Source organism: Indolivaga macrotermitis, from assembly GCF_900128985.1.
Taxonomy (GTDB): Bacteria; Bacteroidota; Bacteroidia; order Bacteroidales; family Dysgonomonadaceae; genus Dysgonomonas_A; species Dysgonomonas_A macrotermitis.
Map to the genome: position 1 here is coordinate 33,199 of NZ_FQUC01000002.1, position 16,018 is coordinate 49,216.

The 16,018-nt window shown below is 36.5% G+C and carries 10 protein-coding genes; all 10 read left to right on the plus strand.

Annotation, left to right across the window (positions count from 1 at the left end; genetic code table 11):
• Positions 1–63 precede the first annotated feature (63 nt).
• Complete coding sequence (gene fucO, locus BUC12_RS03405; protein ID WP_062176933.1) at positions 64–1,224, plus strand: lactaldehyde reductase; 1,161 nt, start codon at positions 64–66, stop codon at positions 1,222–1,224.
• Positions 1,225–1,355: 131 nt separating this feature from the next.
• Positions 1,356–5,090, plus strand: coding sequence for a beta-galactosidase small subunit-related protein (locus tag BUC12_RS03410; protein WP_062176928.1), 3,735 nt, complete (start codon positions 1,356–1,358; stop codon positions 5,088–5,090).
• 226 nt (positions 5,091–5,316) lie between these two features.
• Entirely contained in the window at positions 5,317–6,801 is a 1,485-nt protein-coding gene (locus BUC12_RS03415) for a rhamnulokinase (RefSeq protein WP_062176925.1), read from the plus strand.
• A gap of 16 nt (positions 6,802–6,817) precedes the next feature.
• Positions 6,818–8,077 carry an L-rhamnose isomerase gene (locus tag BUC12_RS03420; protein ID WP_062176922.1) on the plus strand — a complete coding sequence of 420 codons (1,260 nt, stop codon included), beginning with the start codon at positions 6,818–6,820 and terminating at the stop codon, positions 8,075–8,077.
• A gap of 91 nt (positions 8,078–8,168) precedes the next feature.
• Positions 8,169–9,200 (plus strand): L-rhamnose/proton symporter RhaT, encoded by a 1,032-nt coding sequence (gene rhaT / locus BUC12_RS03425; protein ID WP_062176919.1) that lies wholly within the window; start codon positions 8,169–8,171, stop codon positions 9,198–9,200.
• A 22-nt stretch (positions 9,201–9,222) separates the two neighbouring features.
• The gene (gene rhaD, locus BUC12_RS03430) at positions 9,223–10,032 is read left to right on the plus strand and encodes a rhamnulose-1-phosphate aldolase (protein WP_062176916.1); all 810 of its coding nucleotides are present in this window, start codon (positions 9,223–9,225) and stop codon (positions 10,030–10,032) included.
• A gap of 325 nt (positions 10,033–10,357) precedes the next feature.
• Positions 10,358–11,239, plus strand: a complete 882-nt coding sequence (locus tag BUC12_RS03435; protein ID WP_062176913.1) for an RteC domain-containing protein — start codon at positions 10,358–10,360, stop codon at positions 11,237–11,239.
• 403 nt (positions 11,240–11,642) lie between these two features.
• Complete coding sequence (locus BUC12_RS03440) at positions 11,643–11,945, plus strand: helix-turn-helix domain-containing protein (RefSeq protein WP_062176909.1); 303 nt, start codon at positions 11,643–11,645, stop codon at positions 11,943–11,945.
• A gap of 372 nt (positions 11,946–12,317) precedes the next feature.
• Complete coding sequence (locus BUC12_RS03445) at positions 12,318–13,712, plus strand: DUF3945 domain-containing protein (RefSeq protein ID WP_062176905.1); 1,395 nt, start codon at positions 12,318–12,320, stop codon at positions 13,710–13,712.
• 53 nt (positions 13,713–13,765) lie between these two features.
• Positions 13,766–15,865 carry a type IA DNA topoisomerase gene (locus BUC12_RS03450; protein ID WP_062176901.1) on the plus strand — a complete coding sequence of 700 codons (2,100 nt, stop codon included), beginning with the start codon at positions 13,766–13,768 and terminating at the stop codon, positions 15,863–15,865.
• Positions 15,866–16,018: the final 153 nt, after the last annotated feature.

Below are 16,018 nucleotides of genomic sequence, written 5' to 3' on the forward strand. Positions count from 1 at the left end.
GAATTTATTATAGACAAATTCGATTTACATTAAAAATAATATTAACAAACAAAAATAAATTATATGTCAAACAGAATAGTATTAAATGAAATATCTTATCATGGTGTTGGTTCAAGAAAAGAAATTACCACTGAAGTAAAGAGAAGAAATCTGAAAAAAGCATTACTTGTTACAGATAAAGACCTGATTAAATATGGTGTTGCAAAGCTTATCGAAGATGTCTTGAATGAAAATAATATTCCCTATGAAATATATGACAACGTAAAGGCAAATCCGACTATCCAGAATGTACAGCTTGGAGTGGATACTTATAAAGCAAGCGGTGCTGACTTTATTGTAGCTTTAGGGGGCGGATCTGCTATTGATACAGCTAAAGGTATTGGAATTGTTGCAAATAATCCGGAACATTATGATATAAGATCGTTGGAAGGAGCTGTAGAAACAAGATACAAATCTGTCCCTGTAATAGCATTACCTACGACAGCAGGTACTGCCGCAGAAGTTACGATCAACTATGTGATAACCGACGAGGAGCAAAAAAAGAAAATGGTCTGTGTTGATCCGAATGATATACCGGTAGTGGCAATTATTGATTCCGAATTGATGTATTCAATGCCTAAGGGCTTAACAGCCGCAACAGGAATGGATGCCCTGACTCATGCTATAGAATCCCTTATTACTCCCGGTGCATGGGAAATGTCTGATATGTTTGAAATTAAAGCAATCGAATTAATCCATAAGCATTTAAAAAATGCAGTTGACATGCCTAATAATAAAGAGGCCCGTGAGGGAATGTCCTTAGCTCAATATATTGCAGGTATGGGTTTTTCAAATGTAGGTCTTGGTATTGTACATTCTATGGCTCACCCACTTGGCGCATTCTATGATACACCGCATGGAGTCGCTAATGCCCTCTTACTCCCTTATGTAATGGAGTATAATGCTGAGTCGCCGGCGGCAGAAAAATATAAATTAATAGCTAAAGCAATGGGAGTATCTCAAACAGAGAATATGACTACCTCTGAAGGTGTTAATGCTGCTATTAATGCAGTGAAAACATTGTCGAAAAGTATAAATATTCCGCAAAAATTAAACGAAATCGGAGTTCGCAAAGAAGATATTTCTGATTTAGCAGTTGCTGCGTTCAATGATGTATGTACTGGAGGTAACCCTAGACCAACTCCCGTGGAAGATATAGATAAGTTATATCATATTGCATACTAATATGAAAAATTTAGCTTTCTTAGTTATTATTTTTTCTCTCAGTATCAATGATATAATTTTTTCAAAGTAATTTGCAGTAAAATTCTATAATTAAATAACATAAGCTGTTAACTTCGACTTATTTATAAAACATGAAAAATATAATAATTATTGGAGCTTTGATCTGCTCGTTTTCCGCAGTTACTCATGCTCAACAAATAAACTATTTAGATAACATCTATGAATATATTGAAAACACATCTGTTTTTGAATTAAATCAAGAGGAAGGAAGGGCTTATTATATTCCTGAAAAACATATTTCATTAAATGGCGAATGGAAATTTTATTGGAGTGATATACCTGAAGGTATTCCCCATGATTTTTATAAGGAAAAGTTTAATGACCAGAAATGGGATGTGATTAAAGTGCCGTCTAATTGGGAAATGGTTGGATATGGAGATAAACTGTTCAGAAATGTTCACGCTCCATTCAAAGCTAACCCTCCATTCGTTCCAAGAGATTACAACCCAACAGGAGCCTATAGAAAAGAGTTTAATATTCCTAAATCATGGAACGGAGATCAAGTTTTCTTGCGTCTGGAAAAAGTGGCGTCTGCTTCCTTTGTTTGGATTAATGGGCAGGAAGTTGGCTATAATGAAGGAGCTCAAGAACCATCTGAATATAATATAACCCAATACCTTAAACCCGGAAAAAATACAATAGCAGTACATGTCGTAAAATATTCTGACGGATATTATCTTGAAGGTCAAGATTATTGGCGCTTAGCCGGTATATTTGACGATGTTTGGGTTTATTCCACCCCATCTGTTCGTTTGTTTGATTGGTATGTAGTTACTGATTTTGACGAGACATTTAAAGACGCAATTCTCGATCTTAACATTGATGTAAAGGGATATCTACAAGAATCTTCTGCGAATTATCAAGTGATAGCAAAATTGCAAGATCCAGATGGAGTATCAGTAGCTGAAATGTTTAGCGAATCTTTTGTAGTAGACAAAGCTGGTAAAAAGAGTTTGAACCTCAAGAAAAATATTGTAAATCCTAAAAAGTGGACATCAGAAACACCTTATTTATATTCTTTAGAAATACAATTATTGGCAGAAGGAGGACAACCGCGTGATGTAATAAAAACAAAAATAGGTTTTAAGAAGACAGAAATAAAAGGAGAAACCTTTTATTTAAACGGTGTACCATTAAAAGTTAACGCCCAAAATTCCCATATGCAACATCCTGAATTGGGGCATACTATGAATGAAGAAACGATTCGAAAAGATTTTGAGATATTGAAAAAATTTAATTTTAATGCAGTGCGAATATCCCATTATCCACCGGTAAACCGTTATTTGGAACTAGCAAATGAATATGGGCTATTTGTTATTGACGAAGCAGGTACGGAAGCGCATGCTACTGAATTTATATCAGACCGCAAAGAATATACCGAAATGTATCGTGAACGTGTAAGACAAATGGTTTTACGCGACCGGAATTATCCTTGTATTCTGTTTTGGAGTGCTGGGAATGAAAGCGGAGAAGGATTTAATATTACCGAAACAATTAAAGAAGGGAAAAAATATGATCATACACGATATTGGATGTATGGAGGAAATGCTTATGCTCATCCTGCAGAAGAAATTATTGGTCCACGTTATCCAACTCCAATAGAATTGGAAATGGAAACAGGTATTATTCCCGATTCTACCGATATGCGCCCTTCTTTTATGGATGAATATCTTTCTGTTGCAGGAAATGGAGGTGGAGGATTAGATGATTACTGGCGGGTTATTTATTCCCATCCCCGATTAATGGGTGGTGCTATTTGGGATTTTGTAAGTCCAGGGTTAACAGAACGGATACGAGTAGTTGAGGATAAGTCTCCTTATTCTACACCTGCACATTTGATGGGTAATGCAAAAATAGTGAAAGGAATCCAAGGGAATGCTCTTGATTTGAATGGGCACGATCAGTGGGTGGAAGTTTACCGTCAATCTAATGTAGAAATAGATACAGATCAGCTGACATTAACTTGTGAGGTTTATCCGCGTAAGTTAGTAAGCAGTTGCGGTTCTTTTATAACTAAGGGAAATTTTCAGTTTGGTTTACAACAGCAAGGCAAAGATTCATTAGATTTCTATCTGTATACGAATAAGAAATATATACTTCGTGTTCCTTTACCGTCTGATTGGGAGAACAAGTGGCACCAGTTAAGTGGCGTTTACGATGGAAAAGAAATGGCTGTCTATATTGACGGAAATAAAGTTGGAACACTTGCCGCATCTGGGCATATAACAAATTTTCCATTTCCCATCAATATAGGACGGAATGAGGAAATACATGGACAAGAAACAGATGTTTATATTTGTGATGCAATATTAGATAATGTAGGAATATTTGCGAAATCAGTTTTACCTGGAGACTATAATTCAGAACAAGCTGTACTTTGGCTCGATTTTGAAAAAGAGATTGATAGAGGGACATTTTACAGTTATGGTATAGGAGCTCGAACCTATGGAAGTATATGGCCAGATCGGAGTATTCAACCAGAGATGTGGCAAATGAAAAAAACAGTTCAACCTATATCCGTTTCACTAATTGATGCAGAAAAAGGATGGGTTGAAGTTTGGAATCGAAATCATTTCTTATGTGCTTCACACTATAAAACACATTGGTTTCTGGAGGCTGATGGGGAAATTATTGAAGAGGGTGAAATTAGTCTTCAAGTTCCTCCACTTTCAAAAAAGCAGGTTCAAACACCTTACCATAAGCCAAATATACTACCAGGAAAAGAATATCGGATTACAGTTAGTTCTTCATTAAAGGAGGATGAGATATGGGCTTCAGCCGGTCATGAAGTATCATGGGATCAATTGGAATTACCTTGGTATGAGTCGTTAAAACCTCAACAAAAGGAAGAACAAATATTGACATACAAAGAGACTTCTGAAAATATTACGGTCTTAGGCAATGATTTTTCCTATGTTTTCGAAAAAGCTAATGGATCTTTATCTTCAATTATTATAAAAGGGCAAGAAATGCTTAAATCTGCTTTAACCCTAAATACTTGGCGAGCACCACTAGCTAACGAATTGGATGAATGGGGATCAGGTAATTCATACTCTATAAATTGGAAAGAAGGGTATGGACGACAAATTGCTACTGAATATTATTCTCTGGGAATTGATAAATTGACATCTAATCCAATGTCAATAGAAGTTTTCGAGAAAGAAATGAAGGTATATATTAATATTCGCGAAATAACTTTAACAGGAAGTAGCAGCACTGATAAACGAGACAAATATATAAGTGGGCGAATGATCAATGGATTCGAAAATATTTACTCATACACAATTGCATCAGATGGAGAAATCTTGTTACATCACACTGTGCTACCACAAGGAAAGATGCCATTATGGCTACCGCGCATTGGATTAACAATGACATTAGATCAAAGTTTAAACGAAGTAGAATGGTATGGACGAGGGCCTCAAGAGAACTATCCTGATCGGAAAAGTGGATATAAGTTAGGGGTCTACTCAATGACCGTAAAAGAAATGTATGAACCTTATCTAATTCCTCAAGATTATGGATTGCGTACAGATAACAGATGGTTACGTATGAAGAATAAAACCGGTCTTGGATTGGAGTTCTCCATGGATCAATGGTTCAACTTTAATGCCTATCCTTATTCAACGGATAACCTTACTAAATCTGTTTACACATATCAATTGCAAGAACAAGATGGTGTTACGCTTAATTTAGATTACGCAACATCAGGAGTGGGATGTACAGCTCGTTCTGTACTTAATTCATATCGAGCCTTGCCGCAACGATACGAACGGAAAATAAAGATTCGCCCTATACTGAACTAGTTATTATATAAACACATTTTAGAGAATAGTATTACATATTTTGTAATACTATTTTTTTACCATGAAGCAAAGCCTATTGAAAAATAGCGTGTGCATACTATTGTAATATAGTTATTTGTAATAATTGTTAACAACAATATGCATTATCATATTTTGAAGTATTTATATCAAATGCATGACTAACATTTTAGGTGATAAAATTAATTTTACTGCAAACAAATTAGTGATGAACACACCTCGAAATACTCATAATTTTTTTGCTTTTGATTTAGGTGCCACAAGTGGCCGCTCTATACTGGGAACTATTTCCGGAGATAAAGTTGAATTGAAAGAACTGACCCGATTCCCTAACAAAATAATCCGTATTCACGATAAGTATTATTGGGATATTTTTGCACTCTTCGATGAATTGAAAAACGGGTTAAAAACTCTATCAACTCTCAATATAGAAATAGATGCAATAGGAATTGATACATGGGGTGTCGATTTTGTCTATCTTGGTAAAGATGGAACATTGTTGAGTCAGCCCCGCTCATATCGTGATCCTTATACAAATGGTGTCCCAGAAGAATACTTTAAAATAGTTCCCAAGAAAGAGGTGTATAATCTGACTGGAATACAAATAATGAATTTCAACAGTATATTCCAATTATATGCAGCTAAACGTGAAGGTTCTGTAGCAATCAATTCTGCCAATGATCTACTCTTTATACCAGATGCTCTATCTTACATGTTGACAGGAAAAAAAGTCTGCGAATATACAATAGCATCAACATCTCAATTATTGAATCCACGAACAAAAAATTTTGAAGCAAAACTATTTAATGCTATGGGAGTAGATCCGTCTATTATACAACCTATAGTAATGCCAGGTGAAATGATAGGCTATGTAATGGAGAGTGTAGTAAAAGAATGTGGGATAGGAAAAATACCAGTTATAGCAGTAGCTGGGCATGATACCGGTTCTGCTATTGTAGCCATTCCTGCAGATAATGAAAATTTTGCATACCTGAGTTCTGGCACATGGTCTCTGATGGGAATAGAGGTCAAAGATCCTATTATTAACGATGATTCATACAATATGAATTTTACAAATGAGGGAGGCGTAGATGAAACGACTCGTTTCCTGAAAAATATTACGGGAATGTGGCTTCTTGAACAATGTCGTAAAGAATGGGAATCGGAGGGTAAATCATATACTTATTCGCAAATAGTTGAGATGTCGAATTCTGTTCAAGGATTCTTATCATTTATTGACCCCGATGATAATAGCTTTGCTAATCCGGAAAGTATGCTCAAAGCCATAAGTGCATTTTGTCAAAAAACAAAACAGAAAGTACCTGTTTCTGATGCTGAATTTATCCGTTGTATTTTCGATAGTTTAGCTCTAAAATACAGATATGTACTTGAATGCTTAAAAAAAATAGCACCTTTTCCAATTGAAAAGCTTCATGTAATTGGTGGTGGCTCTAAAAATAATTTATTAAATCAAGCTACAGCCAATTCGATAGGGATACCTGTAATTGCGGGGCCTTGTGAAGCTACAGCCTTAGGTAACATAATGATTCAGGCAAGAGGGCTTGGACTTGTCAACTCTTTAGAAGAGGTACGCACTATAATTAAGAATTCCGTAATGCCTAAAATATTTGTGCCACAAGATACAGAATTGTGGGATGCAGCTTATCAGAATTTCATCAAACAACTAAAATAACATAAATCAATAAACCATGAACAAGAAAGAATTAGTACAAAAATCGTACGAAATAGCAAAAGAACGCTATGCAGCATTAGGTGTGGATGTAGAAACTAGTCTTAATAAGTTACAAGACTTATCAGTTTCAATTCATTGTTGGCAGGCAGATGATGTCACAGGTTTTGAAAATTTGGGAAACATAGGTGGTGGTGGCATACAGGCTACAGGAAATTATCCGGGTAAAGCTCGTAATATTGATGAACTACGCACTGATATTGAAAAAGTTCTGACATTGGTTGCTGGTAAGAAACACAGACTAAACCTTCATGAAATATATGGGGATTTTGGAAATAAAATTGTAGATCGTGATCAGGTTGATGCATCTCATTTTACAAGCTGGATGCAATGGGGACAGGAGAAGGGAATCAAACTTGATTTTAATTCAACATCATTCGGGCATCCAAAGAGCGGAGATTTAACTCTTGCAAATCCTGATAAATCTATCCGAGATTTCTGGATTGAACATACAAAACGTTGTCGTGCAATAGCTGAAGAAATGGGGAAATTTCAGAATGATCCTTGTATCATGAATTTATGGGTACATGATGGTTCCAAAGATTTGACTGTAAACCGTTATTTGTACCGTTCATTATTGGAAAAATCTTTGGATGAAATTTTTGATATTAAATATAAAAATATGAAGGATTGTATTGAGTCCAAATTATTCGGTATTGCTCTTGAAAGTTATACTGTTGGATCTCATGATTTCTACTTAGGATATGGAGCAAAAAAACAAAAAATGGTTACCTTGGATATGGGACATTTTCATCTATCCGAGAGTGTCGCTGATAAGATCTCATCCTTATTACTATTTACCCCTGAAATTATGCTTCATGTAAGCCGTCCTGTCCGTTGGGATTCAGATCATGTGGTTCTTTTAAATGACGAAACAACAGAACTGGCTAAAGAAATTGTACGTGCAGATGCGCTAAATAAAGTACATATAGGATTAGATTTCTTTGATGCTTCCATTAACCGTATCGGAGCATATGTAGTAGGCATTCGTGCAACTCAAAAGGCTTTCTTACAAGCTCTTCTTGAGCCAACTGTGAAACTTCGTGAATATGAGGCAAATGGCCAATATTTTGAACGCCTTGCTCTTTTAGAGGAAACTAAAGGGCTTCCTTGGAATGCTGTATGGGATTATTTCTGCTTTAAAAATAACATTGCAGTAGGAGAAGACTATATTACAGAAGTACAGCAATATGAGAAAGAAGTTACATCAAAAAGATAAATATAAACATTCTGCTTACAGCAAGGAAACTAGTCATATACCATTGTTTTTTTACCTTGCTGTAAGCGTCCGTTTATTAAAAGATTAGATTATGAATACAATCATTGGTCTGATTATAATAGCAATAGGCAGTTTTGGTCAATCCAGTTCATATGTGCCTATTAATAAAATAAAAAATTGGTCATGGGAATGTTTTTGGTTAGTTCAAGGGGTATTCGCATGGCTTTTATTCCCCTTTTTAGGTGCTTTACTCGGGGTTCCCGAAGGTAGTAGTCCATTTGAGTTATGGAGTTCAGGAGGAGCAGTCAAATCTGTTTTATTTGGAGTCCTATGGGGGGTAGGCGGCCTGACTTTTGGTTTGAGTATGCGGTATCTTGGAGTAGCTCTTGGACAAAGTATTGCTCTTGGAACCTGTGCTGCATTTGGTACATTATTCCCGGCTCTGTTAGTAGGGAAAGATTTATTCCATGGAGAAGGACTAATGTTGCTAATAGGAGTATGCATCACGCTTACAGGTATATCCATTATCGGCTATGCGGGAAGCCTACGTTCAAAGAATATGACTGATGCGGAAAAGAAAGCAGCAGTTAAAGATTTTGCCTTGACAAAAGGTCTTTTAGTAGCTCTTTTAGCTGGAGTAATGAGTGCATGTTTTGCCCTTGGCTTAGAAGCAGGAACTCCGGTAAAGGAGGCGGCAGTTTTGGGAGGAGTAAAATCTCTCTATGCAGGGTTGCCGGTTATTTTTCTGATTACTTTAGGTGGTTTCATAACAAATGCGGTTTATTGTATTCAGCAGAATATAAAGAATAAGACAGGTAAAGATTATTTTTCAGTATCAAAAAGAGTATTAGTAAGTAATATTCTATTTTGTGCCCTTGCCGGTGTATTATGGTATTCACAATTCTTCGGGCTTGAAATGGGTAAAAGCTTTTTGTCTGAAAGCCCTGTTTTACTCGCATTCTCATGGAGCATACTAATGTCCTTAAATGTATTATTTAGCAATATTTGGGGTATTATTCTAAAGGAGTGGAAAGGAGTAAATAAATCAACAATTGCTATTCTTATAGTAGGATTAGGTGTTCTTATATCTTCAATTATTGTAGTGGCAATATCACAGAATTAGTAAAAAAAATATAAATAAAAATATGAAATCAATATTAGATAGTCGTCCTAAATTAGCTAAAAGAATAAATGAAGTTGCAGAAGTTGCTGGTTATCTTTGGCAAAAAGGATGGGCAGAGCGTAATGGTGGAAATATCACTATTAATATTACAGATATAGTAGATGATGAAATAAAATTAATGAAGCCTATAAGTGAGGTAATGCAGATAGGCAAACCTTTACCTTACCTAAAAGGTTGCTATTTCTTTTGTAAAGGAACAAACAGACGTATGCGTGACCTGGCCCGTTGGCCAATGGAAAACGGTTCAATAATCCGTATATTGGATGACTGCGCTAGCTATGTGATTATTGCTGATAATCCGGTTAAACCAACATCAGAATTGCCGTCACATTTATCAATGCATAATTACCAGATAGAAATTGGTTCGGGATACAAAGCTGCTCTACATACACACCCAATTGATCTGATTGCAATGACTCACAATCCGGATTTTCTCAAAAAAGATAAGCTGACATATCTTCTTTGGAGTATGATACCTGAGACACGGGCATTTTGTCCAAAAGGGCTGGGTATAATTCCTTATAAGATGCCAAGCTCTATTGAGCTGGCTGATGCTACAGTGGAAATGCTGAAAGATTATGATGTGGTGATGTGGGAAAAACACGGAGTTTGTTCGGTTAGTGAAAATATTATGGAAGCTTTCGATATGGTAGACACGCTTTCTAAATCTGCACAAATATATTTAACAGCAAAATCAATGGGATTTGAACCTGAAGGAACTTCTATGAAAGACATGGAAGCATTGAAGATCGCATTCAACTTGCCTAAGTAAGAGGCATTGAAAGCCTTATAATATTTTCACTGCTATCTTACAAATAGTAATGAAATGAATATTCGCAACAGACATTAATCTCTAGCATGAATATTCATTGTATTAAAAATTTATTGCTGTATACTTTTCAATATCTAAATTTTATTCTCACTATTATTACATACATTCATATGTAATAATAGTGAGATAGTTCCAATGAATATATTAATGAAATTATAACTAATAAAAACACATTGACTTTACTTAAACAGAATCTATTAAAAGAGTTCGCAGAAGAGCTTTATCTAGTTTAATAATTTTATTGTTTATCTAAAAATGTGTATTTATGGAACAATTTGTAAAAAAATTACACGAAGAAGTAGTGTCTTATCTACAGGGAATCGACAATCAGGCAGAAGACAATCTGGCAAAAGCAAAAAAGGGAATCCTTATTTTGGAAGATGTATTCCATAGGCTGAAATCATTTATTGTTGAAGGTTATGAATTTAAGAGTAAGGAAGAGGAAATAAAGTTTTTTAAAGAACATAAACCAAAACTATTTTGTAACCTCATTTTTTATCGGAAGATTTATAACCTTGAGATGCATCGTCCAACAGGAGGAGGCATAATTCAACAAGACTATTTCAGGAAAGAACTAGATCATATTAATGATTATTTCCATAAGAACTTGGATTTTTATCATTATTACCGTTCAGACAATACCTTTATGGATGAAATATTCTTTTTAAGAGGGCAAAACACTGAGATTCTATTACACTTGGAGACATTTTATTTTGAAAGAGATCCATTGTTCTCAACCAACTGTGATTTTAAGATAGCCAAAATATTAGCGAACAATATGTTAGAATCTTACATAAGGGATGAGATTGAAAAACTTGAAAACAAAGATTATGAATTGAAAAATTATTTTCAACCAAAAACAAAAATAACATGGACCGGAACCAAAGCTGAACTAATTGAATTGATTTATGCATTAATTGAAGTAAAAGTTTTCAATCATGGTAGAGCTTCACTAAAAGAAGTTGTTTGCTACTTTGAAAATATTTTCAATATCGAACTGGGAGCAAACCCCTCACGAACTTTTATCGAACTTTACATCAGAAAGATACAAACAGCTTTTATTAATAAACTACAAACTCTATTACTCAATAAGATGGAAAAAGAAAATAGATTAAAGAAAAATAAGAATGAAAAAGTGATTATATAATAAAACAATAATATTATAATCAGAATTTAAGTTTTCGCTTCATCTCTTATAAACAAAAAACTGGTAATTTTTTCGATAACAAACAGAGAGATAAACGAAAGTCTACTGCTTTTATGTAGCGTGGATAATCGTTTTTCCGTTTGTAGGTATACCAGTACCTTTGTTTGGAAAATATGAGATATCCACGCTATTCATAATATAACCTATAACTCAAACTCACAAGCACACTTATAACAACCCAAGCAGTTCTTTCCAAAAACAGTTTTTTTCCATAAAACACACTTTATAATATCCTAATATTAAGAATATTGCAAATTATTTAAAAAAATAGTTACCCCAACTTGTGAATACGCCTTTATCTAATTATGGAACTTTGCCCTGTCTTAAACAAAGAAGTATCCATATGGAAATAAACGATAGCAAATTCGATAAAAACATGGAGCATCTCCATAAACGTTTCGAAGAAATACTAAAGCTTCTCAAAGCAAAGAACAGACTCAACGGTGAAACCATCTTAGATAATCAGGATTTATGTATAATGCTGAACCTTACTCCCCGGAGCCTGCAACGTTACCGTTCCGACGGAGAGTTGCCATTTATCCGTGTTGGAGGAAAACCATTCTATTATGAATCCGATGTATTTAAATTTCTCAAAGCAAGAAAACAAAATCCGTTACCCGGTGAAGAAAATACCGTTGACGTGTAATTTTCTTATACATATACAAATACTTTTTAGATTAAAGCCAACTTGATTTTGAAGACACTTTGCTGTGATAGCAAGGTGTTTTTTTATCCTCCTTTTATAAAAATGCGACATGGTCGGACAAAGACTTCCTCTGATATATTTATTGATTATCAGCCCATTATTTAATAATATATTCGTCACCGAAATAATTATCCCGCCTGAAATTTTTCAGGATTTATTTCAATAAGCTAGAGAGGCCGCCTATTCGTAGCCTTTGTATTAACAAAACGGTCTGCGACCGCTAATTATCCAATGTTTTGAACAGCGAGAGCAGAGTCAAACTCTGTTTGAACTATGCCGAGTCGTGAGAAACATCTTATTTAATTAAAAATTATGAATGAAACATTGAAAGACCAAGATGTTCTGCTGGTCACAGAAAAGGACGGCAATAAACTAAGTGCCGTTACAGGTATCAACGAAGACGGCACACCCAAAACCGTTAAACCCGAACAGAAAAACGAACCCGATTTTCTAAAGATCGATAAGAATAGCGATGCTTTGGAAAACTTCATGTCCAACTTCCTGCGCCAATGTAAAGACCCGACACACTTTAATTTCTTTAAAGTGCCTGCTGACCAAGTGGAGAATATTACTCCAGTATTACAGGAAATGCTCAAAAACCCGGAGAACCCATCCAATAAAGAAATGTTGGATATGCATCGTGTATTACCCGAAGAATTCTCCAAGAAACAGTATCAGGCCATTGACGAATCCCGTATCGACTGGGCGCAATTTGAAAAGCTGGGAGTTACTAAAGAAATACTTGAACAAACAAAGAGTCTTGACAAAATGCTCAACTGGCAAAAATCTCCCGGCTTAATACCTATAAAAGTTGAAATTGATGGTATGACTATCCGCACCGATGCCCGCCTTTCACTTAGAGAAACACCCGAAGGAAACCTTACATTAGCTATCCATGCACTACGCAAAGAACCTGAATTAGACCGCCTATTTTATGGTACACGGTTAAATGAGGATGATAAGCAAAATCTTCGTCAGACAGGTCATGCAGGACGATTAGTTGAAATAGAACCTGTAAAAGGAGAAAAGATGAACGCTTTTGTCTCCATTGACAAACTAACCAATGAACTGGTTGCTGTCCGGGCTGATAAGATAAGGATACCCAACGAAGTAAAAGGTATCAAATTGGATGATACACAGAAGAAAGATTTGGCAGAGGGAAAAGCCATCTATCTCGAAGGTATGACCTCCAAAAACGGAAAAGAATTCAATGCCACAGTTCAAATCAATGCAGACCGAAGAGGGTTGGAATTCAAATTCGACAATGCCAATAAGTTGTCACAGACACAGCAACAGACAGCAAAACAAGCTCCACTGGAAACCCGGCAAGCCCAACAGTTTCGCATTCCGTCAAAGCTTTTAGGTGCAGAACTATCCGAAAAACAGCAAGGCGACCTCAAAGACGGAAAGACAATCTATGTATCGGGCATGATTGACAAAAAAGGAGAGCCATTCAATGCCTATATCAAAGTCAATACGGAAAAAGAAAAACTCGACTTCTTCAAATGGAATCCCGATAAAGCTCAAAAGGCTACTCCCGACAATAACAGTAAAACACAGGTTGCCGTCAATTCAGAAGGTAAGACCAATGAAGCTACCAAAAAGAATGAAGAGCCGCTCAAACAGGGACAGACACAGCCCACAGAGAAGCAACAGGAACAACAAGCGAAGAAAGAACTAACCAAACCTAAAGGAATAAAGATGTAATTCCTTATTCATCACTAATTATCCATTTATCCAACATTAAATAACCAACAAATATGAAAATTGCCATTATAGCAGAAAAACCTTCGGTCGCGAGAGAAATAGCCGCTATTGTCGGAGCCACAGATAAAAAAGACGGATACCTGAGCGGTAACAACTATTATGTAACATGGGCATTAGGTCATCTGGTCGGACTCGCTATGCCGGAAGAATACGGTATAAGCGGCTTCTCCAAAGAACATCTGCCTATTACTCCCCAATCATTCAAGCTGATTCCCCGCCAGATAAAAACAGGCAAAGGTTATAAAGCCGACACCGGAGCCTTGAAGCAATTGAAAGTGATTGAATCGGTATTTAACAAATGTGACAGGATTATTGTTGCTACCGATGCCGGACGTGAAGGAGAACTTATATTCCGCTATATTTATAATTATATCGGTTGTACCAAACCTTTCGACCGCTTATGGATAAGTAGCCTGACGGATAAGGCAATCAAAGAGGGATTGGAGAATCTGAAAGACGGATCGGAATACGACAGGTTGTATTATGCAGCACAGGCACGCAGTGAAGCCGACTGGCTTGTGGGTATCAATGCCACTCAGGCGTTAAGTATAGCAGCCGGACGTGGAATATTCTCATTAGGACGGGTACAAACTCCCACTTTATCAATGGTGTGCTTCCGTTATCTGGAACATATAAACTTTGTTCCGACCCCATATTGGGAACTTCTATTGGATACATCGTCCGGCCCACAGGAATTTTCAGCTACAACCAAAGAGCGTATTCCTTCCCGCAGTATTGCCAAAGAACTGTTTGAAAAGCAGAGGCAACAGAGGACTGTCATTGTACAAAGTGTAGAAAAAAAGGAAGTATCCCAGGAGCCACCTTTGCTGTATGACCTGACCACCTTGCAAAAAGAAGCCAATAGTAAATATAGTTTCTCTGCCGAGAAAACATTATCCATCGCTCAAAAGCTGTACGAATCAAAATTTATTACTTATCCCCGTACAGGAAGCCGCTATATTTCCGATGATATATTCAATGAAATACCGGAGTTAATAGCCAAATTGTCCAAATACAACATATTCGCTTCTTATACTGGAAAGATGGCGGACATAAACCTGAATATCCGTCCGGTAGACAATAAGAAGGTTACAGACCACCATGCCTTACTGATTACCGGAAATATTCCTGAAAAGATAGGATACGATGAACGCAAACTCTATGATATGATAGCCGGACGGATGCTCGAAGCTTTCTCTGACAAATGTATCAAAGACCAGACTACCGTTTTGCTGAATTGTGCGGATGTCCTTTATGAGGCTAAAGGCTCTGTAATGAAAGTTGCCGGATGGCGGGAAGTTTTTAATGAAAAGGAAGAAGGCAAAGAAAACAATAAAAACTTACCTATCCTGACAGAAGGTGGGGAGTTATCTGTAAGCAGGGTGCAATTATTGGAAAAACTAACGAAAGCTAAACCGCTCCATACTGAAGCATCTCTTTTGGCCGCAATGGAAACAGCAGGCAAGGAACTATCTGATGAAGAACAACGCTCGGCATTGAAAGACTGCGGAATTGGTACGCCTGCTACCCGTGCTTCTATTATCGAAACGCTGTTCTCCCGGGATTATATGTTCAGGGAGAAGAAATCCCTTATCCCGACTGAAAAGGGACTGGCAGTATATAATGCAGTTAAAGATAAACGAATTGCTGATGTCGAGATGACAGGTATGTGGGAGCAGACATTTGCCAAGATAGAAAGGGGTGATGCTGAAGCAGAGAACTTCAAAAAAGGTATTGAAGTTTATGCCGGACAAATCACCGATGAACTATTGAATACAGAGTTGGCTCTTCCTCAAAAAGAAGTGGCTTTTTGCCCTAAATGCAACAAGGAAGCCATCTTCTATCCTAAAGTCGTCAAATGCTCTGATGCAGGCTGCGGGTTAATGCTCTTTACATCACTTGCGGGAAAGACATTGCCGGAAGATATTATTCGTGTGCTTTTGTTAGGCAAGCAAACTCCATTAGTAAAAGGCTTTAAAAGTAAGGCAGGAAAATTCTTCGATGCAGCTCTGACCCTGGACGAAGAATATAAGATCAAATTCATTTTTGATAACAATTCAAACAAAGGGAATAGATCTAAGAAAAAGCAGTAGTAAAAGTGACTGCGACCCAACGCAAACGGCACTTGGGTATCCCTCCCAAGTGCCTCACTAATTATCCAAATTATCCGGTCTAACCCGACCTGTCTCTCGACATATTATCAGAAAACACCTATGAATAATTTGAAGTAAGACAAAGGTAGGCTT

Excerpts from the sequence above, each read along its gene's own strand:
- BUC12_RS03420 (WP_062176922.1), top strand. The coding sequence starts at position 6,818 with ATGAACAAGAAAGAATTAGTACAAAAATCGTACGAAATAGCAAAAGAA.
- rhaD (WP_062176916.1), top strand. The coding sequence starts at position 9,223 with ATGAAATCAATATTAGATAGTCGTCCTAAATTAGCTAAAAGAATAAAT.
- BUC12_RS03440 (WP_062176909.1), top strand. The coding sequence starts at position 11,643 with ATGGAAATAAACGATAGCAAATTCGATAAAAACATGGAGCATCTCCAT.
- BUC12_RS03435 (WP_062176913.1), top strand. The coding sequence starts at position 10,358 with ATGGAACAATTTGTAAAAAAATTACACGAAGAAGTAGTGTCTTATCTA.
- rhaT (WP_062176919.1), top strand. The coding sequence starts at position 8,169 with ATGAATACAATCATTGGTCTGATTATAATAGCAATAGGCAGTTTTGGT.
- BUC12_RS03410 (WP_062176928.1), top strand. The coding sequence starts at position 1,356 with ATGAAAAATATAATAATTATTGGAGCTTTGATCTGCTCGTTTTCCGCA.
- BUC12_RS03450 (WP_062176901.1), top strand. The coding sequence starts at position 13,766 with ATGAAAATTGCCATTATAGCAGAAAAACCTTCGGTCGCGAGAGAAATA.
- BUC12_RS03445 (WP_062176905.1), top strand. The coding sequence starts at position 12,318 with ATGAATGAAACATTGAAAGACCAAGATGTTCTGCTGGTCACAGAAAAG.
- BUC12_RS03415 (WP_062176925.1), top strand. The coding sequence starts at position 5,317 with ATGAACACACCTCGAAATACTCATAATTTTTTTGCTTTTGATTTAGGT.
- fucO (WP_062176933.1), top strand. The coding sequence starts at position 64 with ATGTCAAACAGAATAGTATTAAATGAAATATCTTATCATGGTGTTGGT.